We start from the raw sequence: 26,899 nt of genomic DNA on the forward strand, positions 1-26,899 counted from the left end.
GGTGCAAACCCAAAATTGGCGACCACGGCCCAGTTGCCCGGACAGCGGGAGCAATGTATTTTCTAATATAAGGATTGTCGCGTTTCGTGCGTTCACGGCTGGCCGGGCATGCACAATCCGCCGGGGGGCATATGACAGGGTTGGGTACTATCGACCGCAGGCCGGGCCAGCGCTGCGCCCTGCTCTGCGGAACCGCGCTCGCCGGCGTGATGGCGCTGATGGCGTCAGCTGCGATGGCGGCGGATGCGACATGGAACGGATTAGCCGGAAATACCAACTACAGCTCGGGCGCCAATTGGATCGGCAACGTGCCGGCAGAAGGTACCGGATCGACCGCCACATTTGGACTGGCGGGTGGAGCCAACACGACCGTTACGCTCGACCATGGCAGCAATTTCGATATCGGTACGATCAGCGTTCAGGGGGCAACGGCCTACACATTCAACAAGAGCGGTAGCGTCAATATCTTCGGCATCCATTCGGGCGTGGATATCGAGGCCGGGTCCACCGCCACGTTCAACATCTCCACCGGAAGCATGCATTTCTATGGCGGCTCGGCGCAGACGGCGACGATCAATGTCCTGCCGGGCGGCATCGTGGAATTCCAGACCAGCAGCTCTGCCGGTTCCGCCACCATCAACAATGAAAATAGGCTCCGCTTTTTCGGCGCGGCAAGTGCCGGCAGCGCGCTCATCATCACGAAGGCCGGCGCCATCACGTCCTTCGCAGACAACTCGACCGGGGCAACTGCGACATTGGTCTTCGATGGCGATGGCGCACTGGATATTTCCTCTCACAGCGGCAGCATCACCGTCGGTTCGATCACGAGCGGGAGTTCGGCCAGCACGATCAATCTCGGCGCCAACACGCTCGTGATGAGCGACCAAGTCAACACCGTCTATGCTGGCGTGATCTCAGGCACGGGATCGCTGACAAAAACCGGCGGCGGCAAACTGACGCTGACGAACGCTAACACCTACACCGGCGCCACGACGATCAATCAGGGCACGATCAACGTTCAGCACGGCTCGGCGCTCGGCAACGGCGGGGTCACCGTCTTTGCCGGCGGCGCGCTTGAATTGCAGGGAACCGGCCTGACGGTCACCAACGTGTTGGCGCCCAACGGATCGGGCGTGGCGAACGGCGGCGCGCTGCGAAATATTTCCGGAAACAATAGCTACAGCGGTCTTATCATGCTGGGCCCAGGCGCGCGGATCAATTCGGATTCCGGAAACCTGTCCATCACTGGCACGATTGGCGGCGCAGGCCAGACGCTGACGGTGGGAGGCGCCGGCGTCGTCGTTTTCGACAGCGGTCTCAATACCGGGGCGGGCGCGCTTATCAAGGACGGCAGCGGCACCCTGGCGCTCAACAGCGTCAACACATTCACCGGGTCGGTGACTGTCAATGCCGGCAGCCTGCAACTGAGCTTCTCAGGGGGACCGGTAAACTCCGCCATCGGCGACACAAGCGCTGTCAGCTTGAATGGAGGACAGCTCCTTGTCTCCGGAAGCGAAACGATCGGTTCCCTGAAGGGCGCCGCCGCAACCAATGTATGGTTGTACGACGGCAACACCTTGAGCGTTGGCGGCGATGACAGCTCAACGACCTACTCGGGCGTCATTCTGAATGCCGGCGTCGGCCCCGGCAAGCTCGCCAAGACGGGCGCGGGTGTGTTCACGCTGACTGGAAATAACTTTTATACCGGCGGCACGACGCTGGCGCAGGGCGGGCTCGCGGCCGGCAGCAATACAGCGCTTGGATCCGGCAATGTCACGGTGAGCGGCAACGCGTCGCTGTCGAACGCGAACAATGTGTCGGTCGCACTCGCCAACAAAATCAGCATCCTCAATCCCGGCCAGACACTGACGCTGACTTCGGGCGTCGGTGCGGGGACCGGCGGCGACCTGCGACTGGACAGCCAGATCACCGGCCCGGGCGGCGTGGCGATCAACAACGCCAGCCTCAGTTCGGTGGCGCTGTTCGGCAACAATCTCTACGCCGGCGGGACGACACTCAATGGCGCGGGCGTGTCTGTCGGCAGCAACAACGCATTCGGCCTTGGCAACGTGACGGTCAATGCACTGGCCACGTTGTTCACCGGGGCTGCGGATCTGACGATCGGGAACAATTTCAGCTTTCTTGGTACCGGGTTGAACGTCCTCAACAGTGACGACTTGACGTTGGGCGGCACATTGTCAGGCGCGGGCGGACTTCTAAAGAGCGCAAGCGGCGCCGGGCGGCTGACGCTGACAGGCGCGAACAGCTACCAGGGCACGACAACGATCGGTAACGGCGTGCTGGAGCTCAGAAACGGCTCAGCCATTGCCGATACCGGCGCGGTGATAATCGGCGCGTCCGGACAGCTGGAACTTTCCGATTCTGAAATAATCGGGTCGCTGGAAGGCAGCGGCGCGATCGTTCTGAACGGCCAGGCGCTGACGACGACCAACAACACGGCAAAGACCTATTCCGGCATCATCTCCGGCATCGGCAGCAGCGGCTTCGTCAAGAACGGCACGGGCACGCTGATCCTCGACGGCTCGAATTCCGTCGGCAATCAGTTCCTCGGCACAGCGATCGTCGGCCAGGGTACCCTGCGCATCAATGGCGCGTTCGGCGACACCGGCGGCAACACTGCCAACGTCACCGTTGCCAGCAACGGCACGCTGCAGGGCAATGGAACCATCCACGGCAGCGTAACGGTGCAGAACAACGGCACGCTCGCGCCCGGCGCCAGCCCCGGCACGCTGACCATCGCCGGGGACCTGACGCTCGACACCGGCTCGACGTCGACATTCGAGCTCGGCACGCCGAACGTCATCGGCAATACATCCAACGACCTCGTCAAGGTCGGCGGCAACCTGACGCTCGGGGGCGAGCTGAAGGCGGACGTGGCCTCCGCCGGCTACTACCGGCTCTTCGAATATGGAGGAACGCTGACGCCAGGCAGAACGTTCGACACCGAGACGGTGACTTCGACCAATTTCACGGTAGCGAGCCACACCGTCGGCCTCGATGTTCCCGGCCAAGTCTACCTGACCGCGCTCGGCGCCGGACAGACCATGCAGTTCTGGGACGGCGGCAATGCGACGCCCAACTTCGTCGATGGCGGCAGCGGCACATGGGATGGCGCCGCCTTCAACTGGACAGATGTGAACGGCGCGGTCAACCTGCCCTGGATGCAGTCGGTCGGCATATTCGCCGGCAGCGCCGGTACGGTCACCGTCGCGGGCACGCAGAATTTCGACACGCTGCAGTTCGTGACCGACGGCTATCACCTGACCGGCGGCAGCCTGGCCTTCGACCCGGCATCGGGTTCGGCGGGCACGATCGCGGTCGATGGCGGCGTCACGGCCTTCGTCGGTTCCGTCCTGACCGACGGGCCGACGGCCACGGACTTCATCAAGGCCGGCAACGGCAAGCTGATCCTGACGGGAGCCAACACCTATACCGGCACGACGTCCATCCAGGGTGGCACCCTGCAACTGGGAGACGGCAGCAATACGGGATCGATCGGCACCGGCAGGGTACTCAATGACGGCATGCTGGCCTTCGACCGCAGTGACAGCTTCGCCTTCGCGAACGACATCACCGGCACCGGCGGGCTGACGCAGGCCGGAACGGGAACCGTCACGCTGACGGGCAGCAACGACTACAGCGGTGACACGATCGTCAACGCCGGCACATTGACGGCGGGGACGAACACCGCGTTTTCGGCCAATTCGGTGGCAGTCGTGAACGTGGGCGGCACGCTCGACATCGATGACGGCGTCGAGACCGACATCAAAGGCCTTCTCGACGGTTCGTCGGGCGGCGGCGTGGTCAATATCGGCACCGCGGACGACACCACGGTTCTGTCCATCGGCGCCAACGGTCCCGTCGCCAGCGATTTCAGCGGACAGATCACAGGCGCGGGATCGCTGGAACTCGACCAGGGCACCCTGACGCTGCGCGGCGTCAGCGACATCGGCGGCGACCTCTTCATCAGCCCCGACGCGGCGCTCACCCTGCTCGGCCCGAACGCGTCTTTCAATGCGGCCGGGGGAACGGGTGTCGAGGCCGCAGGTGCACTCAACATGCTTGCCGGTGCGAAACTGACCACCGACAATCTGCTGGTCGGCGGTGCGATGCTCGTCGACGGAAAAGACACGAACGCAAAGGTTTCGCAACTAACCTTCGTCGGCACCATGGCGACGGCTGCCACGCTGACGATCCAGAACGGCGGCGTGGTCGACAGCCTGTTCGGGGCACTCATCGAAAATCCGTTCGAGGCTGCGAGCGCCGCCGTGACGGGACAAGGGTCCACGTGGAATGTCTCGACCTTCCTCGGCGTCGGCAACATGCTCGGCGGCGGAACCGGCAAACTGACGGTGGCAGCCGGCGGTGTCGTCAATGTCGGAGACACCACGGTCATCGCCGCAGAGACTGCCTCCACCGGCCTCGATCCTTCGATGGTCATGGTGACCGGCGCGGGGTCGAAACTGACGACCAAGACGCTGATTGTCGGCCTGCCGCCTTGCGCTTGCGGACCCCTGCCCGGCCAATTGATCGTTGCGGATGGCGGCTCCGTGGTTGCCTCGGAACCGGTCATGATCGACCAGGGCTCGCTGCTCGCCATCGGCGATGGGAACCTGTCGGGTTCCCTGGTTGCACCGTCCATCGCCAATGACGGGCTGATCCGCGCCAACTTCACCGACGCGGCCACGCTGGACGCCGACATCGCAGGCACCGGCACGCTGGCGAAGCAGGGCAGCGGCACGCTCGTGCTGAACGGGGCCAGCACCTATACGGGCGCGACCACGGTCGATGGCGGCAAGCTGGTCGTCGGCGACAGTTCCCACCCAGGTGCGAGCCTGGCGAGCACGGTGACCTTGAAATCGGGGGCGGTGCTTGGCGGCATCGGCACGGTGGGCGCGCTCGTGGCGGAGAACGGGGCCATTGTCGCGCCGGGCAATTCGATCGGCACGCTGAACGTGGCGGGCGACGTGTCGCTGGCTGCCGGTTCGACCTATGAGGTCGAGATCGCCGGCAGCGGCACCAGCGACCGCATCGCCGCCACCGGCAAGGCGACGCTGGGCGGCGGCAAGGTCGGCGTGACAGCGCTGGACCCGCAGACCAGCTACCAGGACGGCCAGACCTACACGATCCTGACGGCGGCCGGCGGTGTCACCGGCAGCTTCGATCCGTCAGTGCTGTCGCGCTCGGCTTTCCTCGATGCGACGCTTGCCCAAAGCGCCAACGCGGTCGACCTGAAGATCGCGCTCAAGGGAACCGGGTTCGTCAAGGTCGCCGACACCTACAACCAGAAGCGGACGGCTGGCGCGCTCGACACACTTGCGCAGAGCGGCACGCCGCTGGAACTCTACAACAAGCTGCTTGTGCTTTCCGCCGACGAAGCCCGCGCCGCCTTCGACGGCCTGTCGGGCGAGATCAACGCCTCGACGGTGACAGGCATGCTCGAAGACAGCCGCTTCGTGCGCGAAGCGATGAACGACCGCCTTCGTTCCGCCTTCGAAACGGTCGGTGCGGAGCCATTGCCGCTGATGGGTTATGGCGAGGATGCGAAGGATATGACCACGGGTCCGGTGGCTGCCGAGCACTATGGCGCCTGGGGCTCGGTGTTCGGTTCGTGGGGGCATTTCGGCAGCGACGGCAATGCCGCCAAGCTTTCCCGTTCCATCGGCGGGTTCGTCACCGGTGTCGACGGTCTCATCACCGATGACGTCCGCCTCGGTTTCCTCGCCGGCTACAGCCATTCCTCGCTCGAGGTCGATGACAGAAGGTCGTCTGCCTCCACCGACAATTACCATCTCGGCATCTATGGCTGCACGCAGTGGGGCGCCCTCGCGCTGCGCTCCGGACTTGCCTACACATGGAGCCAGATCGACTCGAGCCGGCAAGTCACCTTCCCCGGCTTCACCGACAGCCTGACCGGCGACCACCGCGCCGGCACCACGCAGGTGTTCGGCGAACTCGGCTATGGCATGAAAGCCGGCAATCTTGCCTTCGAGCCCTTCGCCAACCTGGCCTATGTCAATGTCCACACCAACGGCTTCACCGAGCAGGGCGGCATTTCGGCGCTGACCGTCCATGGCGGCTCCAACGACATCACCTTCACAACGCTTGGCGTCCGCGCTTCGACCGATTTCGAACTTGGCTCAGCAAAAGCAACCGCACGCGGCATGATCGGCTGGCGTCATGGCTTCGGTGATGTGACGCCAACGGTGAGCCAGGCCTTCACCGGCTCCAGCGCCTTCTCGATTGCGGGCGCGCCCATCGCCAGGGATGCCGCCGTGCTCGAAGCCGGGCTCGACTTCGTCATCGCACCGGCCGCCACGCTTGGCGTTTCCTATCACGGCCAGGTCGGCTCAGGGGCGAGCGATCATGGTGTGCGCGCGGATCTGAGCGTGAAGTTCTGAGTGATGAGCGCGAAGAAAGGCCGTTGACGGAATCCGCGCCGGTTCGTTCTCCAGCGTTCCGGGATGGAATCGACCTCACCCTCGAAGCCGGCCTGTCACATCGACTTGAAGCCGGTTCTGGACCGCGTCGAATCTCCACCGTTCCGGAGTGGATCCCCGACACTCTCCAGTCGCTTCGCTCCTTTCGAGGTCGAGGATGACGGTTGTGAGGGGCGCTTCGGCTAATCGCCGACGCGGGTGGAAATGTCGGCTTTCGGCATTTGCGCAGGCATCGAAACTTCGTCACCCTCGACCTCGCGAACGACCGCAGGGAGTGGGGAGTGTCGGGGATCCATTCCGGAACGGTGCTGGAACGGGATCGCCCGCTCCGATGCTCGCATTCCGCAAGGGCGTGGATTCCCATGCCCACGATGGTCCTTTCTCCGGATGATTTTTCCATCTTTCCGGCAACTCACCATGACGGTTTGCTTCCCGGTCAAAGGCGGGTGGGCTAGCATATCCGCTTCCAAACGAGGATTTCTGCTCAATGTCGCGCGTGCAGCTGAAAGCAGCGGACGGCACCGTCGTCGAATTGGATCCGGCCAAGGTCGTGGAAATCCGTCAGTTCGACGGCAAGGCGCAGGTCGAGCAACTGACGGGCGATCCGTCCGTTCGCACGCGCATAACCCTCGCTGAAAAACCCTGGCGCGTGGCCAGGCTGCTCAACGCCGCGATCGGCGCAACACCCTTCAGTGCCGGAAGCTGAGCCGCTCCAACTCTCTGTTTCTACGCAATTCCGGATGCAAAAAGCTGCGCACTTCTGCTGGAATTGCGCTAACCCGCCGTGCCGCCTCGTTTCACCGACCTCCCGACAAAGGCCGAAAAATGGGCGACATCGGCTTCGGTCGGCTCCAGGCCGGTGAAGCTGCGCAAATAGGCGGCCAGGTGGCTGAGACGGGCTTCGAGCGGTTCCTTGAGGTCCAGCACGTAATACCCGATCTGCATGTAATAGAGCACACGCGCGCGGATGAAAGCATCCTCGTCGCTGTAGCCATGGCGCCGGTACATGTCGCGGATCGCGCCGAGCCTCTGCTCGTCGGCCGCGTCGATGATGCGGCGCACCTCGGGCGACCGGCGCGCCCATTCACGCACAGCGAAATCGAAGCGCGGGTCGAACAGGCGCTCGTCGGCCCAGCATTCGAAGACATTCATGACACCGCGCACAATGGTTTCGGAGGGGCGGCTCGCCCGCTCCACGATCGCCTTGGTGTTGGTGTCGCGCCAATGGTCCAGCAGCCGGTCGAGCAGGTCCTGCCGGCTGTCGAAATAGTGATAGAAGCTCGACCGCGATACGCCGAGCCTCTCACCGAGCGGCAGGATGCGAACGCTCTCCACCCCATCGGTCACCAGAACTTCCAGGGCCAGGTTGATCCAGTCCCAACGCGTCACCTTGACGTTGCCGGAGGCCGGTTCTTCCTGCGGAGCCATCTTGATCATGGCTGACGAATGACACAGCGCGACCGTCTCGGCAAGCAGTACTAGACATATATGTACAATCAATGTACACACATGTCCAATGATGATGGAGACCATCATGGGAGGTTCGATGAAGTCGCATTACCGCGCTGTCGTGATCGGAGGCGGCGTTGTCGGCGCCTCCGTGCTCTATCACCTGACACGGTATGGCTGGAGCGATGTCGCGCTGGTCGAACGCGCCGAACTGACCGCCGGCTCGACCTGGCATGCCGCCGCCGGTTTCCATGCGCTCAACGCCGATCCCAATGTCGCGGCATTGCAGGACTACACGATCGGCCTCTATCGCGAGATCGAGGCCGAATCCGGCCAGGATGTCGGCCTGCACATGACCGGCGGCGTCAACATCGCCTCCGATCCCAGCCGCTGGGAATGGCTGAAATCGGCCTGGGCGGTGTTCCAGTCGGTCGGCATCGAGACGGCCCGGCTGGTGACGCCCGAGGAGATCAAGGCGCTCTGCCCGATCGTCGACACCACCGGCGTGCTGGGCGGCCTCCATGATTCCAACGAAGGCCATCTCGACCCTTACGGCACCACCCACGCCTATGCCGGTGCGGCGCGCAAGCGCGGTGCCGATGTCATCCTGCGCAACCGGGTGATCCAGCTGTCGCCACGGCCGGATGGCAGCTGGAACGTCGTCACCGAGAAAGGCACCATCGTTGCCGACCACGTCGTCAATGCCGGCGGCCTGTGGGCCAAGCAGCTCGGCCTGATGGCCGGCGTCGACCTGCCGGTGACGCCGATGGAGCATCACTACCTCATCACCGAGGACATCCCGGAAATCACGGCGCTCGACCGTGAGATCGGCATCGCGGTCGACCTCGACGGATTCTCCTATCTCAGGCAGGAGCGCAAGGGTGTGCTGATCGGCGTCTATGAACAGGACGCCCGCCACTGGAACATGGACGGCGCGCCATGGGACTACGGCATCGAGCTGATCCCCGAGGATGTCGATCGCATCGCGCCGGAACTCGCCAAGGCCTATGAGCGGTTCCCGTGCCTGCAGACCGCCGGCATCCGCAAATGGGTCAACGGTGCCTTCACCTTCACGCCTGACGGCAATCCGATCATCGGGCCGGTGCGCGGCTTGAAGAACTATTGGGTCGCCTGCGGCGTGATGGCCGGTTTCAGCCAGGGCGGCGGTGTCGGCAAGTCGCTGGCGGAGTGGATGATCGAGGGCGAGCCGCAGGCCGACGTGTTCGGCATGGACATCGCCCGCTACGGCGCCTTTGCAGCCAACCGCGAATATCTCAAGCAGACGACGCGCCAGTTCTACTCCCGCCGCTTCGTCATGACCTTCCCGAATGAACGCCTGCCGGCCGGGCGCCCCTTGCGGCGCCCCGGCGCCTATCGCGAGATGAGCGAGGCCGGATGCCAGTGGACAGCCTCCTGGGGGCTGGAACTGCCGGTCTATTTCGCCCCGGCGGGGTTCGAAGAGACGCCGACGCTGAAGCGGTCGAACGCCTTCGATCTCGTCGGTGCGGAGGCACGCGCGGTGCGCCGGACAGCCGGGCTCGTCGATACGTCGGGCTTTTCGCGCTACGAGATCACCGGAGCGGGTGCCGCCGCCTGGCTGGACAGGCTGCTCGCAGCCAGGCTGCCCAAGCCCGGCCAGGCACGGCTGGCGCCGATGCTCGGCCATGACGGCCGGCTGAAAGGCGACCTCACCTGCTTCAACTGGGGCGACGGCCGCTACTGGCTGATGGGCTCCTACTATCTGCGCGAATTCCACCTGCGCTGGTTCGAGGACCATTCGTCGCCCGACGTCGCCATCGCCGACATTTCCGATGCGACGGGCGGCTTCCTGCTCACCGGCCCGAAGGCGCGCGACATCCTTGGCCTTGCCACGCATCGGGACATCTCAGCCAAGGCCTTGCCGTTCATGGCCTGCGGGGCGCTGGATATCGGCCTCGTGCGGGCTGATGTGGCCCGCCTGTCGATCGCTGGCGAACTGGGCTTCGAGATCAATTGCGCGGCGACCGAACATGCGACGCTGCGCCAGACGCTGCTGTCGGCCGGGCGGGAAGCGGGCCTCGTCGAGGTCGGCTACTACGCGCTGAATTCGCTGCGGCTGGAAAAAAGCTTCGGCATCTGGTCGCGCGAATTCGCGCAGGGCTATACCGCCGGCATGACAGGCCTCGACCGCTGGATCGCCTTCGACAAGGGCGATTTCATCGGCAGGCAGGCAGCGCTTGCGGAGCGCGACCGCGGCGGCGCGCACAGCATCCTGGTCACGCTCGAGGTCGATGCCATCGACGCCGACGCCAGCGGTTTCGAGCCTGTCTGGCACGCGGGCCGCAAGGTCGGCTTCATCACCTCCGGCGGCTACGGCCACACCTTGGGCAAGAGCCTCGCCATGGCGCTGCTCGACAGGGATTTCGCCACGGAAGGCACCGCGCTCTCGGCGCATATCGTCGGCATCGAGCGCCCGGTGCGTGTCATTGCGGCTTCGCCCTACGATCCGGGCGGGCTGGCGATGCGGGCATAGGAGCGATGGCGATCAAGATGGTCGAAATTCTGCTCTATCCCTTCGTTTTACCGCACGATCTTCGTCTGAAAAGTCTGCGACTTTTGGGCATCACGCTCGAAGTTTTGGAACATGATCTTGATCCAAAAAGTCTGCAACTTTTCGGGGTCACGTTCGGGGAGAAAGCAAAATGATCGATGAAGTCGCCAGGGAAAGCCGCCGCGAAAGGCGCCGCGCCAGGGGTGGCGAAGCGGCGGGACACCGCAAGCCCGACTACCGCACGCTGCGCAACCCTTTCCTGCCGCAGCCGGTGTTTTCCGACGACCAGGTCGCGGCGATCCACGACACCGCGCTCCGCGTCCTGGAAGAACTCGGCATCAAAGTGCTGCTGGCGGAAGCGCGCGAGCTTTACCGGGCCGCCGGCGCCATCGTCGACGAAGACACCCAGATGGTGCGCATCGGCCGCGACATCGTCACGGCAGCGCTTGCCTCCGCGCCGCGATCGATCCACGCCCTTGCCGGCGACCGTTCCAGGGATCTTGTGCTGGAGCTCGGCGCGCTCTCTTTCCTGGCTGGTTCCGGCGCACCCAACGTGACCGATATCGAGCGGGGCCGCCGCCCCGGCAACCTTGCCGATTTCGAGAATCTCGTGCGCATCGTGCAGAGCTTCGATGTGCTGCACATGATCGGTCCGTTCGTCGAGGCTCAGGATGTCGAGAACCGGTTTCGCCACTATGCGGTCAACCGGGCGCAGTTGACGCTCTCGGACAAACTGCCCTTCGTCTATGCGCGCGGCACGCCGCAGGTCGAGGACAGTTTCGAGATGCTTCGCCTGGCACGCGGCCTTTCGGACGATGCCTTCCTGTCGGACGTGCACTGCTACACCGTCATCAACAGCAACTCGCCGCGCCAGCTCGACATCCCGATGGCGCAGGGCATCATCGACTTCGCGCGCGCCGGCCAGGTGTCGATCATCACGCCCTTCTGCCTTGCCGGCGCCATGGCGCCGATCACGGTTGCCGGAGCACTGACGCTGCAGCATGCCGAGGCGTTGGCCGGCCTGGCGCTGGCACAGATCAGTCGCGCAGGCGCGCCGGTGGTCTATGGCAGCTTCTCCTCCAATGTCGACATGAAGTCCGGTGCGCCTGCCTTCGGTACGCCGGAACATGTCAAGGCGACGCTCGGCGCCGGCCAGCTGGCGCGGTTCACCGGCCTGCCCTGGCGCTCCGGCGGCGGCAGCGCCGCCAACATCTCCGACGTGCAGGCCGCGCATGAGACACAGTTCTCGCTGTGGGGCACCGTGCTTGCGGGGGCGACCGTGTGCATCCACGCCGCCGGCTGGCTGGAAGGAGGCCTGAGCGTTTCCTTCGAAAAGCTGATCACCGACATCGAGGCGCTTCAGACCATCGCCGAACTGTGCACCGCCGTGCCAGGCGATGCGGATGCGATCGGCTTCGACGCGATCGCCGAGGTGCAGCCGGGTGGGCATTTCTTCGCCGCGCAGCACACCATGGCGCGCTATCGCACGGCTTTCTACGAGCCACTGGTCGCCGACCTTTCCAATTTCGGCTCGTGGAGCGAAGCCGGCTCGCGCACCGCGACCGAGCGCGCCAACGACATCTGGAAACGCAGGCTCGCCGAATTCGAGGCGCCGGCATCAGCGGTCGCCTGCAGCGAGATTCTCGACGCGTTCATTGCGCGCCGAACGGAGCAAGGCGGCGCGGAGCCCGTTTCATGATGATGGGCCAGCAAAACAAATCATAAGGCCGGCTAGAACCAGGGAGGAGCAGATGGGTTTCTTGACGGGCGCTGAAAGGCAGGTTCCCGATACCGTATACAAGATGGCCGAGGAGGCTTCGGCTGGACGTATGGATCGGCGCGAGTTCCTGGCGCTGGCGAGCGTGTTCGGCGTTTCGACCGCCGTCGCCTATGGTCTGATCGGACTGCCCGTGCCGGTCGCGATGGCAGCAGAGCAGCCCAGGAAGGGCGGCGTCATCAAGGTTGCCATGCTCGTCAAGGAGATGAAGGACATCCGCAGTCTCGACTGGGGCGAGATGGGCAACATCGCCCGCCAGGTGCTGGAGCCCCTGGTGCGCTACACCAGGGACTTCACCTTCAAGCCGATGCTGCTCGACCGATGGGAGGTGAACGACGACGCGACCGAATATGTGCTTCATCTGCGCAAGGGCGTGAAGTGGAACAATGGCGACGATTTCAACGCCGACGACGTCGTCTTCAACCTGAACCGCTGGTGCGAGAAATCGGCCGAAGGCAATTCCATGGCCGGGCGCATGGCGAGCCTGATCGACCCGGCGACCGGCAAGGCGCGCGACGGCGCCATCGCAAAAGTCGATGACCATACGGTGACGCTGAAACCCTCGGCGCCGGACATTTCGATCATTCCGGCCTTCTCGGACTATCCGGCGCTCATCGTGCACCGCGACTTCGAGAAGATGGGTTCGGACTTCGTGAAGAACCCGATCGGCACCGGCCCCTTCGAACTCGTCTCTTATGAAACGGCTGTGAAGGCGACCTACAGGCGCCGCGAGAATGGGGGTACCTGGTGGGGTGGCGAGGTCCATCTCGACGGCGTCGAATTCATCGACTACGGCAACGACCCCAACGCCATGATCAGCGCCTTCGAGGCGGGCGAGGTCCATACTAATTACGAGTCCACCGGGGACTATGTGGCGATCCTCGACAAGATGGGCCTGGTGCGCAGCGAGATCCTGACCGCCGGCACGGTGACGGCCCGCATGAACGTCAAGAACAAGCCGTATGACGACCAGCGCGTGCGTAACGCCGTGCAGCTTTCGGTCGACAATGGCGCCGTTCTCAGCCTCGGCTACAACGGTCTGGGCGAGGTGGCGGAAAACCACCATGTCTGCGGCATCCATCCGGACTATGCGCCGCTGCCGAAGGTGGAAAGGAACATCGAAAAGGCCAAGGCGCTGATGGCCGAAGCCGGCCAGGCCGACTTCGAGCACGAGATCATCACCGTCGACGAGGACTGGCAGAAGAACACCGGCGACGCGATCGCCGCGCAGATGCGCGAAGCCGGGTTCAAGGTGAAGCGCACGGTGCTGCCGGGTTCGACCTTCTGGAACGACTGGACGAAGTATCCCTTCTCGCTGACCGTGTGGTCGATGCGCCCGCTCGGCGTGCAGGTGCTGGCTGTCGCCTACCGGTCCGGCGAGGCCTGGAACGAGTCCGGTTTCTCGAGCAAGGAGTTCGATGAGAAGCTGGCGCAGGCCATGGCGACGCCGGACGTGGAGAAGCGGCGCATCATCATGAAGGATGTCGAAAAGATCCTGCAGGATTCCGGTGTGCTCGTGCAGGCCTACTGGCGCAAGATCTTCAACCATTCGGCGCAGGCGGTGAAGAACTACAACACGCACCCCATGCAGGAAACGGTCTTCGAAGAGGTGTGGCTGCAGACGTGATCGACGGCTTTTGCCAGGCCGTGGTCCCACGGGCCGGTCCGAACCCTGAGGCGGCACAGTGCGGCCTGTGTGGGGCGCTTAACAGACCGCGTCGATCAATAGCGATGAGGTGTGCCTGTGGGAGGAGGCCACATCATGTACATCGCTTCCGCTATCCTGTTCCTTGTTCCGTTTCTTTTGATCCTGGCGATGCCCGGGTGGCGCTCGTTCTGCGCGGTCGCGGCCGTCCTGGCCCTGATTGCGGCAGCTTATTGGGCATGGGGATATTACCAGGCAGGCGGAGACTCGTTTGAGATCGTCTTCCTCTTTTTCACTGTCCTTCCGTGGATCGCCGGCTGTGTCGCAGGCGTTGTCGCCAAATCGGCATTGCTGTGGTGGCGCGGCAGGATGCAGGCCGCCGGCTAACGATCGATCGGCACGGGCAACGAAAGAGCGCTACGCTCCCTCGAACTGACGCCGGGCTGGCGCTATGCATTTTGATGGATTCGAGATAGCGGCATAGCCTGGTTTCCCAATGCTCACGCGATGACGAAATACGGCATCTGCCGTATTTTTCCGACCGGAAGGCACGGTTAGTTTCCCTCCGCTCGCGTCAGGAATCTCCGTTTTCTTTCAACACAGCGCACCACGGATGCGCGGCGCGGGCATTGGGGGAATGCCTTGGCAAAATCGCACCGGACCGTCCTTGCCGCGCTTCTGCTTGCCGCAGCTGTGCCGTCTCTTGCCGCCGCCCAGAGCATTGGCGACCCGGCCGATCCCGCGACATGGCGCACACCGGAGTTCATGGCGCAATGGGGGCTTTCCTTCATTGGCGCGGAATATGCCTATGCTAAAGGGCTGGACGGAAGCGGTATCAAGCTCGGCTTTGTCGACACGGGCCTCGACATAAACCACCCCGAGTTCTTCGGACGATACGATCCAGGCATCAGCTACGACCGCGAAACGCCCTGGTTCGTGGATTTCCTGGATCATGGAACTCCGGTGGCTTCGGTTGCTGCGGCCAATCGAGACGGTGTCGGCATGCACGGTGTCGCGCCCGGCGCGACAATCGTGATGGCGCAGGAGTCCGATCCGTCCGGCCTTAAGCACGTGATGATAAACCATGCTCTCAACGGCCTGGTCGACCGAGGCGTCAAGATCATCGTCAACAGCTACGGCAACCCAGATCTCCCAGTTACCGATGTCTTGCCGGAGGATATCGAATATTGGGAGCCGGACTATCTCGCGGCAGCCAGAAAAGCGGTCGCGAACGACACATTGATGATCGTTGCCACCCACAATGGCTATCTGGCGCAGCCAAGCTATTCAGCCGGTATGCCGTATCTGTTCCCGGAACTGGAAGGCGGCTGGCTGGCCGTGACCTCGGTCGATCCGGCCGGATGGATCCCGGAATATTCGAACTACTGCGGGGTCGCCAAGAACTATTGCCTCGCCGCACCTGGCGGCGGCGACTGGTTCGACACGGAATATCCCACCGATCCCATTTTCGTCGCGAGCAATTCTGGCGGATATCAACGATACAACGGAACCTCCCTTGCCGCTCCGCACGTAGCGGGCGCGGCAGCTCTGGTCGCCCAGGCTTTCCCTTATATGACGATGAGCCAGGTGCGGCAGGTGCTGCTCGGCACCGCCACCGACGTGGGGCCGGATGGACCAGACGAGTTTTGGGGTTATGGCCTGCTCAACGTCGGCAAGGCGGTGCGCGGGCCCGGCAAGTTCGACTGGGGCGATTTCGTCGCCGATGTTCCATCGGGCCGCAGCAGCTGGAAAAACGACATCACCGGCAATGGCGGGCTGGTCAAGGCCGGCGACGGCGCGCTGATCCTGACGGGCGACAGCAATTATCGCGGCGACACGCGTATCGCGCAGGGGGTGCTTGCAATCGACGGCAGCATCCGCTCGGACACGTTCATCGAACCCGAAGGCGTGCTTTCCGGCGGCGGCACCGTCCATGGCGACGTGCAGAATGAGGGCGCCGTCTATGGCGGGCTCGGCAGCCAGGGTGGCACGCTGACCATCGACGGCGACTATACGCAGTCGCCCGATGCCGGCCTGATGGTGATGGTCGGCGCGCCGCAAGGCACCAGCCGGGTCGACGTGACCGGCAGCGCCACCGTCAGCGGCTGGGTCGACGCGCTGGTGCCGATGGGCGGCTACCAGGGCGACCGGCGCTACACCGTGCTGACCGCGCTCGGCGGCATCACCGGACGTTTCGAGGACGATTGCGGCTGCTACGCCTTCCTCGACCTCAAGCTCTCCTACGATCCGACCGCCGTCTATCTTGACATTGCCCGCAACACGGTGGCCTTCGCCGACAGGGCGACAACCGGCAACGGCGCCGCTGCAGCGGCGGCCGTCGAAGCACTCGGCATCGGCCAGCCATTCTACGACCTTGCTGTGACCCTGAGTGGCGAAGATGCGGCAGACCTGTTCGGGCAGTTGCCGGGCGAAGTCCATGGCTCGACCGTCACCGGCCTGATCGAGAACAGCCAGCTGATCGGCACCCGGATGAACGACCGGCTGCGCTCGGCTTTCGAGACGGTGGGCGCGCAGCCGCTGCCAATGCTGGCCTATGGCGACGACGCAAAAGACATCACCACCGCCTCGGTCCGGACCGCAGAACGCCATGGTGCCTGGGGCTCTGCCTTCGGCTCCTGGGGCTCGACCGACAGCGACGGCAACGCCGGCAAACTGTCGCGCTCCACCGGCGGCTTCGTCACCGGCCTCGACGGCCTCGTCGGCAGTGGTGGGCAGCTTGGCGACTGGCGGCTGGGTTTCCTGGCCGGCTACAGCCACTCTTCCCTCAAAATCGACGATCGCAGATCGTCGGCTTCAGCCGAGAACTACCATCTCGGCATCTATGGCGGCACGCAATGGGGTGCGCTCTCTTTCCGTTCCGGCCTGACTCACACATGGAGCCGGATAGAAAGCGGCCGCCAGCTCGCTCTGGGGGACATCGCCATCAGCGAAAGCAGTGACTATCGCGCCGGCACCACGCAGCTGTTCGGCGAACTCGGCTATGGCATCAAGGCAGGCAGCGTCGCCTTCGAGCCCTTCGCCAACCTGGCCTATGTGAACGTCCACACCGGCGGCTTCACCGAACAGGGCGGGGCGGCGGCGCTGACCGTCCATGGCGGCTCCAACGCCGTCACCTTCTCGACGCTCGGCCTGCGCACTTCGACCGACTTCGACCTCGGCACGATGAAGGCAACCGCGCGCGGCACGATCGGCTGGCGGCATGGCTATGGCGATGTCACCCCGACCGTCTCCCAGACGCTCTCGGGCAGTTCGGCTTTCTCGACTGCCGGCGCGCCGATCGCCAGGGATGCGGCCGTGCTCGAAGCCGGGCTCGACTTCGCCATAACACCGGCGGCGAGCCTCGGCGTCTCCTATCAGGGCCAGATCAGCACCCAATCGCGGGATCACGGCTTCAGGGCCGATCTGAGCGTCAGGTTCTGAAGGGACGGAGCCAATGGCCGAGAACGTCGAAAGGCGGGGGCGAAAAAGCAAACCACCGCCGGCGTGAAGCCCGGCGGCGGGAAGGCTGTCGTGCAGCAATGGCCTATTTCAGCTTGTCCTTGACCTTGTCGAGGGCCGCCACGGCGCATTCCTCGTCGAGGTTGCCGCCCGGCGCGCCGCCAATGCCGATCGCGCCGATGGTTTCCTCGCCGATCTTGATGGGCACGCCGCCGGCCAGGGCCAGATAGCCGGGGATGTCGGCCACGCCGGCCGCTCCAGGATTCTCCTGCACGGTCTCGGCGATCCCGCTCGTCGGCGAGCGGGAAGACGCCGAGGTGAAGGCCTTTGCCTGCGCGGCGCCAATGGTGTGGGGGCCGGCTGCGTCGGCGCGCATGAGAGCCCGGAGCAGGCCGGCACGGTCGACGACCGCGACCGAGACATTGTAGCCCTTGGCGGCACAGGCAGCGACGCCCTCCTGGGCGAGTTCGGTTGCCGTTGCCAGCGAGATGTTTCTTTCGGTCAACTCCTCGGCAGATGCTGCCGATGCGAGGGCGAACAGAGCGACAGACGCGCAAACAAGTTTCTTCATCATGGTCTCCAAATATATGTCGGGTTCCCGTCAGGCGGGCCGATTGAAAAGGGGATCAATAGGGATATTGACGGATGGCGCGCTCCTTCTGTCGTCTTCCAGCAGAGGCCCCACGCCCATAAGGCTCGTCTAATTTAGAAGAACACAGGCGATCCGCGCCGACAAGCAAAGGTCGCCGAAGTGGTAAACGCTGCCCGCCCCTGTAGCGGATTGTCCGGTCCCTTGGCTGGCGACGACTTCCGGGGCCAGGGCCGCGATGGCTACGCGGATTTCTGGCGGCTGAACCAGTAGACCGCGACGGCGATCGCCGCGGCGACTTCGAGCTGGTAGATCGTCAGGGTGAGCCAGTCTGGCAGGTTCACGGTCGAATTCGTGACCCCTTCGAAAAATCCGAAGGGAAAACTGACCGCGAACGAGATGATGAAGTGAGCGACCGATCCCACAACGACTGCCCAGAAAATCCGCATAGCAATCTCCGCACCGGAGGTTCGAGGGAACCACACATGGCCGCGACCGGCAAGTTTCGGCGGCGGGCCGGCGCAGCGAACCATTGCTTCGCCGGCTCTAGTCCCTCGCCCGGTACGCTTCGGGGATGACGTAGACCTCGTCGGCACGGCCATAGCCGCCGTCCGGCACCTCCTCGATCAGCACCATGGTGTGCGGGCGCACGGCTTCGCTGAAATAGTCGACGAACAGGGACGTGACGCGATGGACAATCTCTTCCTTCTGGACTTTCGAAAGCGCCGCCTGCGGCACCTTGATGTTGGCGAAGGGCATGACGGGTTCTCCTTGGGTTGATTGGGTGGCGGGGAAGAAGTTGGGGCAAGGATCGAGCTGGGCCAAGTAGGTGGCGGGCTATCATGGGGGGGCATGGCGCTATCGCCCCCTCTCCGTCTCGGCTTCGCCGAGCCACCTCTCCCCCGCCTTCGGCAGGGGCGAGGAACCGCAGTTGCAACGCCGGCGCCTATCCAGCTTGGGTTCCTCGCCCCCATGAAATGGGGGAGAGGTGGCTTGCCCACGGCGGCTTTGCCGCCGCGAGGCAAGACGGAGAGGGGGACAGCGCTTGAGCTTGTCGCCCGCCCTCAGATCACGCCGCCATTGGCGCGGATGACCTGGCCGTTGATCCAGCCGGCTTGCGGTGAGGCGAGGAAGGCGACGACGCGGGCGATATCTTCCGGCTGGCCGAGGCGCTTGAAGGGGTTCATGCCGGCAATGGCGCGGATCTGGTCATCGCTCTTGCCCTCGATGAAGAACTGCGTTTCGACCGGACCGGGCGCGACCGCGTTGACGGTGATGCCGCGTGGCCCCAGTTCCTTGGCCAGGATATGCGTCATCGCCTCCACCGCCGCCTTGGTGGCGGCGTAGACGCCATAACCCGGCTGGTAGAGCCCGACGACGCTGGACGAGAAGGAGACGATACGCCCGCCATCGCGCAGCCGCCGCGACGCTTCGCGCATGCCGCGGAAGACGCCGCCGAGGTTGAGCGCGACCTGGCGGTCGAAATCGGCATCCTCGACCTCGGCAAGCGTACCGAGCTTCATGGTGCCGGCGTTGTTGACCAGCACGTCGGCTCCGCCGAAGGCCTGTTCGGCAGCATCGAACAGCGTGCTTGTTCCAGCCGGCTCGCCGATATCGGCCTGGACGGCGAGGGCACGGCCGCCCTCCCGTTCGATGGTGGCGACGACCTGTTCGGCTTCCGCGCGCCCACGCGCATAGTTGACGATGACGGCCAGGCCATCGCGGGCAAGCTGTTGCGCCACGGCGGCGCCGATGCCCCTGGATGCGCCGGTGACGATGGCGACACGTTGCTGCTGCATGATCGATCTCCTGTGTTGTGATCAGGAGATAGCGATCGATGCAGCCGGGATAATCCCCCTACTCTCGCCATCACTATTCGGATATTATGAACAATCAAAACGGCAGGAGCTGGAATGGATCGCCTCGAGCAGATGCGCCTGTTCGTGCAGGTGGTGGAACGGCGCAGCTTCACGGCGGCCGCGGCGGATCTCGGCCTGCCGCGCTCCACCGCCACCGAAGCGCTGAAGAGCCTGGAAGCCAATCTCGGCGCCCGCCTGCTGGAGCGGACGACGCGGCATGTGGCGCCGACGCCGGACGGCGAGGATTATTATCGGCGCTGCCTGGAAATCCTCGCCCAGCTCGATGAAGCCGAAAGCGACCTGCGCGGCGGCCAGCCGCGCGGACAGCTGCGGGTAGATGCGCCCGGCCTTTTGACCCACACTTTCCTGTTGCCGCGCCTGCCCGAATTCCTGGCGCGCTACCCGCTGATCGACCTGCATCTGGGGCAAGGCGACCGGCTGGTCGACCTGGTGCGGGAAGGCATCCATTGCGCGATCCGCGCCGGGGAGCCGACGAGCAGCGGCATGATCCTGCGCAGGCTGGGAACGATCGAGGAAATCACGGCCGCCAGCCCGGCTTATCTCGCGCAACACGGCACGCCGGAAAGCCCGGATGATCTGGACGGACACCGCATGGCAGGCTTCGTGTCGTCGCGCACCGGCGAGGTGATGCCGCTGGAGTTCATGGTGGATGGCAGCGTGCGCAAGATCGTGCTGCCCAGCCGCGTGACCAGCAACAATTCGGACACGGTGGCAGGTCTCGCCCGGCTCGGCCTCGGGATCATCCAGGCGCCGCGCTATCGCTTCACGCAGGATCTGGCGAGCGGCGTGCTGGTGGAGATCCTGCGCGCAACGCCGCCGCCGCCCACCCCGCTGTCGGCGCTCTACCCTCAGAACCGCCAGGTCGCGCCGCGCCTGCGGGTTTTCCTGGAATGGGTGGCGGAGATGTTCAGGCAGGCGGTGCTTTAGGGCGGCGTCTCAAGCCGATACGCTATAGCCAACTGTTCGTGAATGACATCGCTGCGAGAATCCACGCCACGCCTCCGTAGGTGGCTGCGAACCAGCCGAACAGGACACCGGCAAGCCGGTTGGCATGCGAGCGCCAGATCAGCACCGCGATGACCAGAAGTTGCAGGCCGGCGAAGGTCAGCAGAATCCAGCCCGGCTCCATCACCTGACCGCGCAGGATGGTGGCAAGCACGACGAGAGCGTGAGGAAGGACGATCGTCAGCGCAGCCGTCGTCAAATCCGGTAGCTTTCTCCGGACCAGCACCAGAATGACCGCCAGCCAGAACGTGAATGCGCCGGTGAGGGTGAGATACGCCGCGATATCGCCGGTGAACGATGCCGCGCGGACCATCGAAACGTACCACATCGGCAGCCCGAGAAGCGCCCACAATACGATCGGCATCGTACCCCCCAAGATCGCGCCAGCAGACTTCCACTTTGTCGCAACTGCAAGGTGCGATTTGCGGACATGGTAACCGACGCGACAATACGGGCCCGACAAGCCAGGTCTGTTTGCGCCGGTCAAAAATTCACCGGATTGTCCGCCACAAATCCGGTCCGATTGGAGAGTGTCGATGCGACCCTGGATGCTTGCCTTTGTCATTGCGCTGTTCCTGCACGGCCACGCCGCCGCGGAACCATGGCCGACCGCCGATCCCAAGGCCGCCGGCTGGTCGATGCCAAAACTCGCGGCGGTGGAGGATGCTTCCAAGGCGTTGAAACCTGCAGCTTTCCTCATCGTGCAGGACGGCAAGGCGATCGCCAGCTGGGGCGACGTGACCGCCAAGATCAACGTCGCCTCCGTGCGCAAGAGCCTGCTCAGCGCGCTTTATGGCATCGCGGTTTCCAAAGGGCGCATCGACCTGTCGAAAAGCCTGGCCAGCCTCGGCATCGACGACAAGGCGCCTGCCCTGACGGACACCGAGAAGACAGCGACGGTGCGCGACCTTCTGATGGCGCGCTCGGGCATCTACCACCCGGCCGCGCATGAGACCAAGGCGATAAAACGCAAGCGCCCGGAGCGCGGCAGCCATGCGCCCGGCTCTTTCTGGTTCTACAACAATTGGGATTTCAACGCGCTGGGCACCATCTACCGCCAGCTGACGGGCGAGGACATTTTCCAGAGCTTCGGGACGCGGATCGCACGGCCGCTCGGCATGGAAGACTTTTCGCCCGCGGATGGCCGCTATGCCACCGAAGCCGCTTCCGAACATCCAGCCTATCCGTTCAGGCTCAGCGCCCGCGACGCCGCCCGCTTCGGCCAGCTTTACCTCGACGGCGGCAGCTGGGCCGGCAAACCGATCGTGCCGGCCGCCTGGGTGAAGGAATCGACCACCGCCTACTCATGGACCAAACGCGGGCGGCAGGGCTACGGCTATATGTGGTGGGTTCTGCCGCCCGAGGAATGGGGACCGAACGCCGCCTATGCCGCCGGCTTCGGTGGCCAGGTCATCGCCTATGTTCCATCCAAGAAACTGGTCGTGGTGCAGATGGTGGACCTCAAGCAGACTCCCGAGGGGATCAGGACGAGCGATTTCCTCGGCCTCCTGAAACAGATCGCTGCCGCGGCGCCGTAAAGGACGCTGCCTGACCTGCGTTCACGACGATGGCCAGGGTGCGCCGCCATCGGGCTCGTGGTGTTCGGGCATCTGTTTCAGTTGTTCCTCGGTAAAGGCGGTGACGACGTGAACCTCGCCGTCTTCATCGCGCATGAGATCGAGCTGGCTGGCGCGCAGCGCCACCGGCTTGGTGCCGATGCCGAGGAAGCCGCCAACATCGACGATGATCTCGCTTTCACGGCCTGCGCCGTGGACATGGGAAACGGAACCGAGATTGTCATCATTCGAGCCATAGACGGTGGCCCCAGCCAAAGTGTCGGAATTGATCTCGACCGCGCTGAGACGGACATGATTGGTGTGGTCCATGGTTGTCTCCTTCCAGGGTTGTTCCTGTTCGGCTCAGACAACCCCAACCGGTGAACAGACCTGCCGTTCCCAAAATGTGCGCCATTCGCCGCGCAATGAAGCGGCGGCAGAGCGTCGCGCCCGGCGAAAGGGCGAAAGGCTATGGCAGGTTGACGTAGACCTGGTGGAGCAAGGCCACGGCCCCGATCAACGCACTGGCGACCGTCGCCCAGGCCATCGCGGCACCCGGCAGTTGCACTGGAACGGAGCCCCGGTCGTCACGAAGCACGAACTCGGCCCTCGCACCTATATTCTCGCTCACCTGGTGGATGCCGAGCTTGCCGATATCCTCGAGCGAGACCGGTTCGACGCCTTCCGGCCAGCCCGGCTTGTCGGGGTGTTCGCCGCCGTCCGCACGCTTCGGGTCGATCGCTGGCATCGTCGCCTCCACAAGCGAAGATAGAGCAGAGTCGCCTGACGCGGGCAAGGAGAGCGGCGCGAGAAGCGTTGGAGCGTTTCTTCTTCTCGGAGCGACCGAAGGGCGAGTGTCGGAGCCGAAAGTGGACAAAGACACAGCGCCCAGACCAAGCATCGGTTCCATTTCCACCAACGTTCCGGAATGGATCCCCGACACTCTCCAGTCGCTTCGCTCCCTGCGAGGTCGAGGATGACGGTGGTGGGGGTGTCGACTATTTCTCCAACGCTGATGGTGACGCCAGCGTTGGTGGTTGGCGCGAAACATAGGAATGCCGTCATCCTCGACCTCGGAGGACCGCAGGGCGCGGAGAGTGTCGGGGATCCATTCCGGAACGTGGAGGAAGGCACAGCGGTGCAGACCTCGGTTCGGCGCCAACTGTCGCCGCCGGTTATGGCCCTCAATTGAACGAAAACGTCACGAACTGGTCGAGTTCGTCGGCCGGCCGGTAAGGCTGGCGGCGCAGCGTCACGGAACGGTCCCGGAAATCGGCATCCGCCTCCGCCAAGGCTCGCACCTCGCCCCGTGGCGACGTCGCAGTGAAGTTGAAGAGCGACACCGCAATGTTGTCGAAAGCCGCCTCGCTGGATCGGTAGCGGCCCGGCGCCCCGTTGGCGCGTTCGAACAAGGCCAGCACCTCGCGGGCACCGAGCGCGAAAACGAACTGGCCGTCGTAATGCGCCTGCTTATGCCGGGCCTCGACCGTGACGCCATCGAGCCGGCCGTCCCGGTATTCGAGCAGGATCGGGATCTGCCCCTTCGTCAGGGTCTGCGTCGCGAAATTGGCCAGCTCCCGTGCGGCGCGGCGCACAGCTGCAATGGTTTCTTCCGACATGGATGCACCCTGCTGGGCGATCACCGCTTCGACATCGTCGGCGACATGGGCCTGCGACATCAGCGGGCCGGGCTCGCCATAAAGCGACGCCAGCGCGGCGACTGCCTCTGGCGAGAGACCGAAGGCGAGGCGGCCGATGCCGTGATGCGGAGAGATCAGCCAATCGGCATTCATGTCTTCAGCCTCGAGTGACCCAGCCGGCGCCAACAGAGCAGCGCAGAGGAACGCTGGTAAGAAGATCGCTCGCATGAACCGGATTGCAACCTCAGGCATCGCCGCGCCCCCTGTCGATGCCCGGTCCGGCGGCCTTCGCCCTGACTGCGCGCCACAGGCCGAACAGGAAGACCGCTCCGCCGATGACGAAGGTGGGCACGAAGAGCTGCAACGCCTCCCAATCACGCCATTTCAGCGAAAAGCCGGTGCAGCCCGTCGGGCTCATGCCGCAGGCGAAGGCATTGAGCAGGTACCAGCCGGCGAAGGTAACGCCGAAGATGATCGCGCCGACGATCATGAGGATGATTGCGGACTTCATGCCCGCTGATAGCGGCGGTTGGGATCTGGTTCAATGCGAAGTGCGGGTCCGCATCGGCTGCGAGGACAGCTCGTCGTCTTCATGGCGCTGCCGTTTCGAGCGCCGCGGCCAGTACGTCGGCCAGGCCGCGCCCGGCGCTGCCGTCCTCATCAAGGCGCGGATTGTAGATCGTGATCTCGAGGCCGACTGCCTTGCCGCTCGCCAAGGCAATCCGAAGCGCGGCCGTCAACTCGTCCCACGACAATCCGCCCGGCACGCGAAAATCGACAGCGGGCATGATGGCGTCGTCGAGACAGTCGGCGTCGAGATGGATGAAGAAGCCGTCCAGTTCCGCTCGCGTCAGGTGATCGACCGCTTCGCGCGCAGTCGCCTCGATACCCTTCGCGCGTACAGCGGGGAGGTCAAGCACCTTGAGTTCTTCGGGCAGCGGCTGGCCTCCGTACTCCTCCTGGTCCTCGTGATCGCGATAGGCGAACGCGACGGCGTCTTCAGGGCGGACCAGCGGACCGCGGCCTTCGATGTCGGCCAGGAGCGACGGGCCGTAGCCGGTGACGAAGGCGAGGTCCATCGAGGCACCCTCGCCATTGGGTTCCGCCTCGGGCTGGAAGAAATCGGCATGGCCGTCGATGAAGTACAGGCCGTAGCGGCCGCGCCGTCGAAACGCGAGCATCGAGCCCAGCAAAATCGTGCAGTCGCCGCCCAGCACCACCGGAAACGCGCCTGCGTCAAGCACCGCTTCCACCGCATCGGCGAGCTGGGGCGACCAAGCCGCAATTGCCCTGGCGTTCAGGATGCCGGTCTCGGGATCGGGCGTCGGGTCCTTCGGGGGCACAGCCAGCCGCTCGGCGTGGCGCGCATGGATGCGCTGCGCAAGGCCAAGGTCGAGGAGACGGCCAGACAAGCGCTCCACACCGTCAGTCGCCAGACCCAGCGTGGAAGGGGCTTCGAGAACCGCATAAGGGCTCGGCACAGGCGCGCCTCCGTAGTGACCATTTTCGAGCTTGTTTCGATAACGGCAGCTGCTGTTTTTCGTTCCCGTTGAGCCCTCCGTCTCGGGGCCCGCCTGAAAGCGTGCGGCGCCCAGAGTTGGAACGTTCCGCATTTCCGTGAAAAACGGAAACGCTCTAAGGTACCGCTCGGAGAGCGGACATTCTGGCCTCCCAACTCACGGTTTTCGACATGTCCCAACATGCGGCGCGACAAGCGGCAGTCAAGAAACCTGCCAATCCAGCCGAAAGCGAGTGGCTTCGGCAAGCAAGAGCTGGCGACGCATCGGCATTCGACCAGCTCATGAAACCCTATCGCAAGCCGCTGCACACGCATTGCTACCGCATGCTCGGCTCCCCCTTCGATGCCGACGATGCCCTGCAGGAGACACTGCTCGCGGCGTGGCGTGGCCTGGGGTCCTTCGAGGCACGCAGTTCGCTCGCCACATGGCTCAACAGCATCGCCACCCGCATTTGCCTGCGCATGATTTCGAAACGCCCACGGCGTCTCACCTCAGGCGATCTCGCCGCGCCGCTTCGGTCCACAGCGGAACTCGGCGAGCCGGTGCCGGGGCCCGTGTGGATGGAACCGATGCCGGAGAGCGAATTGGCGGCCAGCGAAGACCCGGCAGCGATCCTGCTGCGCCGCGAACATATCGGACTGGCCTTCGTTGCCCTGTTGCAGCACCTGCCCGGCATGCAGCGCGCCGTGCTGCTGCTGCGCGAGGTGCTTGGCTACTCGGCCGCAGAAACGGCCGATATCCTTGGAACCACCGTGGCCTCGGCCAACAGTGCGTTGCAGCGCTCCCGACAGACGATGAGGGCGAAGACACCCGCAACCGTGCAGTCCGGCGAGATGCCGCATGTCGATGCGCAGGGGCTCGAACCGCTGCTGCACTCCTTCGTATCCGCCTGGGAAAGTCGCGACCTCACGGCAATGGTGAACCTGCTGGCCGAGGATGTCCGCTTCACCATGCCGCCGCTGCCGGCATGGTTCAGTGGCCGCGCGTTTGTCGGAAAATTCTTCGCCGAGCGCGTGTTCGAGACCCCCTGGCGGCTGCAACCGCTGCGCGGCAACGGCCAGCCCGGATTCGCCTGCTATCTGAAGCAGGCTGGCGACGACCGCTTCCGGCCGGGCGGCGTCGTGCTGCTGAGCATCGCCAACGGCCACATCACCGCCATCGACAGCTTTCTGGACCCTGCGGTCTGCCGTCGGTTCGGGATGCACGACGAGGTTCAGTAGGGCGAGCCGGGACTCCGTCCTCCTCGACATCGGAGCGACCGCAGGGAGCGGAGAGTGCTGTCGTAACGCTTAGAATTCGACATGGTCCAGGCCCGGCTTCAATTCGCTTTCTTCCAAGGGCCATCGATGTGGCTGGCGGGCTTCTGAGGCGAGATCGATCTCATTCTC

The 26,899-nt window shown here is 64.4% G+C and carries 22 protein-coding genes; 11 read left to right on the forward strand and 11 right to left on the reverse strand.

The features are described from left to right. Positions 1-131 precede the first annotated feature (131 nt). Positions 132-6,422, forward strand: a complete 6,291-nt coding sequence (locus AO692_RS22340) for an autotransporter domain-containing protein (RefSeq protein ID WP_082407495.1) — start codon at positions 132-134, stop codon at positions 6,420-6,422. 526 nt (positions 6,423-6,948) lie between these two features. Further along, complete coding sequence (locus tag AO692_RS22345) at positions 6,949-7,167, forward strand: hypothetical protein (RefSeq protein WP_054312241.1); 219 nt, start codon at positions 6,949-6,951, stop codon at positions 7,165-7,167. A 68-nt stretch (positions 7,168-7,235) separates the two neighbouring features. Here the strand turns inward: AO692_RS22345 and AO692_RS22350 are convergent, their stop codons facing one another. Continuing rightward, positions 7,236-7,898 (reverse strand): TetR/AcrR family transcriptional regulator, encoded by a 663-nt coding sequence (locus tag AO692_RS22350; RefSeq protein ID WP_054312242.1) that lies wholly within the window; start codon positions 7,896-7,898, stop codon positions 7,236-7,238. Between the two features lie 109 nt (positions 7,899-8,007). Between AO692_RS22350 and AO692_RS22355 the strand changes: the two genes are divergently transcribed. The 6 genes from AO692_RS22355 (at position 8,008) to AO692_RS22375 (ending at position 17,303) form a co-directional block, all read left to right on the forward strand. After that, a complete protein-coding gene (locus AO692_RS22355; RefSeq protein ID WP_054312432.1) occupies positions 8,008-10,422 on the forward strand; it encodes an FAD-dependent oxidoreductase in 2,415 nt (804 codons plus the stop codon). 5 nt (positions 10,423-10,427) lie between these two features. Next, complete coding sequence (locus AO692_RS33205; protein ID WP_161808113.1) at positions 10,428-10,595, forward strand: hypothetical protein; 168 nt, start codon at positions 10,428-10,430, stop codon at positions 10,593-10,595. Beyond that, positions 10,592-12,139: a trimethylamine methyltransferase family protein gene (locus AO692_RS22360; RefSeq protein ID WP_054312243.1), complete on the forward strand. Its 1,548-nt coding sequence runs from the start codon at positions 10,592-10,594 to the stop codon at positions 12,137-12,139. Before AO692_RS33205 ends, AO692_RS22360 begins: the two co-directional genes overlap by 4 nt. Positions 12,140-12,191: 52 nt before the next feature. Next, a complete protein-coding gene (locus AO692_RS22365) occupies positions 12,192-13,844 on the forward strand; it encodes an ABC transporter substrate-binding protein (RefSeq protein WP_054312244.1) in 1,653 nt (550 codons plus the stop codon). A gap of 135 nt (positions 13,845-13,979) precedes the next feature. Then, entirely contained in the window at positions 13,980-14,249 is a 270-nt protein-coding gene (locus AO692_RS22370; protein WP_054312245.1) for a hypothetical protein, read from the forward strand. 255 nt (positions 14,250-14,504) lie between these two features. Next, on the forward strand, positions 14,505-17,303 hold the full coding sequence (locus tag AO692_RS22375) for an autotransporter serine protease (protein WP_054312246.1): 2,799 nt from the start codon (positions 14,505-14,507) through the stop codon (positions 17,301-17,303). A 103-nt stretch (positions 17,304-17,406) separates the two neighbouring features. Here the strand turns inward: AO692_RS22375 and AO692_RS22380 are convergent, their stop codons facing one another. From AO692_RS22380 to AO692_RS22395, 4 genes are all read right to left on the reverse strand, one after another. Beyond that, entirely contained in the window at positions 17,407-17,892 is a 486-nt protein-coding gene (locus tag AO692_RS22380; RefSeq protein ID WP_200911767.1) for a heme-binding protein, read from the reverse strand. 260 nt (positions 17,893-18,152) lie between these two features. Beyond that, on the reverse strand, positions 18,153-18,359 hold the full coding sequence (locus AO692_RS22385) for a hypothetical protein (RefSeq protein ID WP_054312248.1): 207 nt from the start codon (positions 18,357-18,359) through the stop codon (positions 18,153-18,155). 97 nt (positions 18,360-18,456) lie between these two features. Beyond that, the gene (locus AO692_RS22390) at positions 18,457-18,669 is read right to left on the reverse strand and encodes a 4-oxalocrotonate tautomerase family protein (protein WP_054312249.1); all 213 of its coding nucleotides are present in this window, start codon (positions 18,667-18,669) and stop codon (positions 18,457-18,459) included. A gap of 305 nt (positions 18,670-18,974) precedes the next feature. Next, on the reverse strand, positions 18,975-19,709 hold the full coding sequence (locus tag AO692_RS22395; RefSeq protein WP_054312250.1) for an SDR family oxidoreductase: 735 nt from the start codon (positions 19,707-19,709) through the stop codon (positions 18,975-18,977). 114 nt (positions 19,710-19,823) lie between these two features. Here AO692_RS22395 and AO692_RS22400 point away from each other — a divergent pair, with 114 nt between their 5' ends. Further along, complete coding sequence (locus AO692_RS22400; protein ID WP_054312251.1) at positions 19,824-20,717, forward strand: LysR family transcriptional regulator; 894 nt, start codon at positions 19,824-19,826, stop codon at positions 20,715-20,717. 22 nt (positions 20,718-20,739) lie between these two features. On the opposite strand, the gene AO692_RS22405 is transcribed toward AO692_RS22400, so the two are convergent. Next, positions 20,740-21,159, reverse strand: a complete 420-nt coding sequence (locus AO692_RS22405; protein WP_054312252.1) for a hypothetical protein — start codon at positions 21,157-21,159, stop codon at positions 20,740-20,742. A gap of 172 nt (positions 21,160-21,331) precedes the next feature. On the opposite strand from AO692_RS22405, the gene AO692_RS22410 reads away from it, so the two are divergent. Beyond that, positions 21,332-22,333 carry a serine hydrolase gene (locus tag AO692_RS22410; RefSeq protein ID WP_054312253.1) on the forward strand — a complete coding sequence of 334 codons (1,002 nt, stop codon included), beginning with the start codon at positions 21,332-21,334 and terminating at the stop codon, positions 22,331-22,333. Between the two features lie 21 nt (positions 22,334-22,354). Here AO692_RS22410 and AO692_RS22415 read toward each other — a convergent pair whose 3' ends face one another. From AO692_RS22415 to AO692_RS22440, 5 genes are all read right to left on the reverse strand, one after another. Further along, positions 22,355-22,681 (reverse strand): PRC-barrel domain-containing protein, encoded by a 327-nt coding sequence (locus AO692_RS22415; protein ID WP_054312254.1) that lies wholly within the window; start codon positions 22,679-22,681, stop codon positions 22,355-22,357. Between the two features lie 139 nt (positions 22,682-22,820). After that, a complete protein-coding gene (locus tag AO692_RS22420; protein WP_054312255.1) occupies positions 22,821-23,099 on the reverse strand; it encodes a hypothetical protein in 279 nt (92 codons plus the stop codon). A 436-nt stretch (positions 23,100-23,535) separates the two neighbouring features. Further along, on the reverse strand, positions 23,536-24,144 hold the full coding sequence (locus tag AO692_RS22430) for a hypothetical protein (protein WP_244483446.1): 609 nt from the start codon (positions 24,142-24,144) through the stop codon (positions 23,536-23,538). A gap of 91 nt (positions 24,145-24,235) precedes the next feature. Beyond that, positions 24,236-24,502, reverse strand: a complete 267-nt coding sequence (locus AO692_RS22435) for a hypothetical protein (RefSeq protein ID WP_054312257.1) — start codon at positions 24,500-24,502, stop codon at positions 24,236-24,238. Between the two features lie 79 nt (positions 24,503-24,581). After that, positions 24,582-25,472: an arginase family protein gene (locus AO692_RS22440; protein ID WP_054312258.1), complete on the reverse strand. Its 891-nt coding sequence runs from the start codon at positions 25,470-25,472 to the stop codon at positions 24,582-24,584. A gap of 209 nt (positions 25,473-25,681) precedes the next feature. Here AO692_RS22440 and AO692_RS22445 point away from each other — a divergent pair, with 209 nt between their 5' ends. Next, positions 25,682-26,731, forward strand: a complete 1,050-nt coding sequence (locus tag AO692_RS22445; protein WP_054312259.1) for an RNA polymerase subunit sigma-70 — start codon at positions 25,682-25,684, stop codon at positions 26,729-26,731. Positions 26,732-26,899: the final 168 nt, after the last annotated feature.

This window comes from Mesorhizobium sp. 1M-11, assembly GCF_001303895.1.
Classification (GTDB): domain Bacteria; phylum Pseudomonadota; class Alphaproteobacteria; order Rhizobiales; family Rhizobiaceae; genus Mesorhizobium.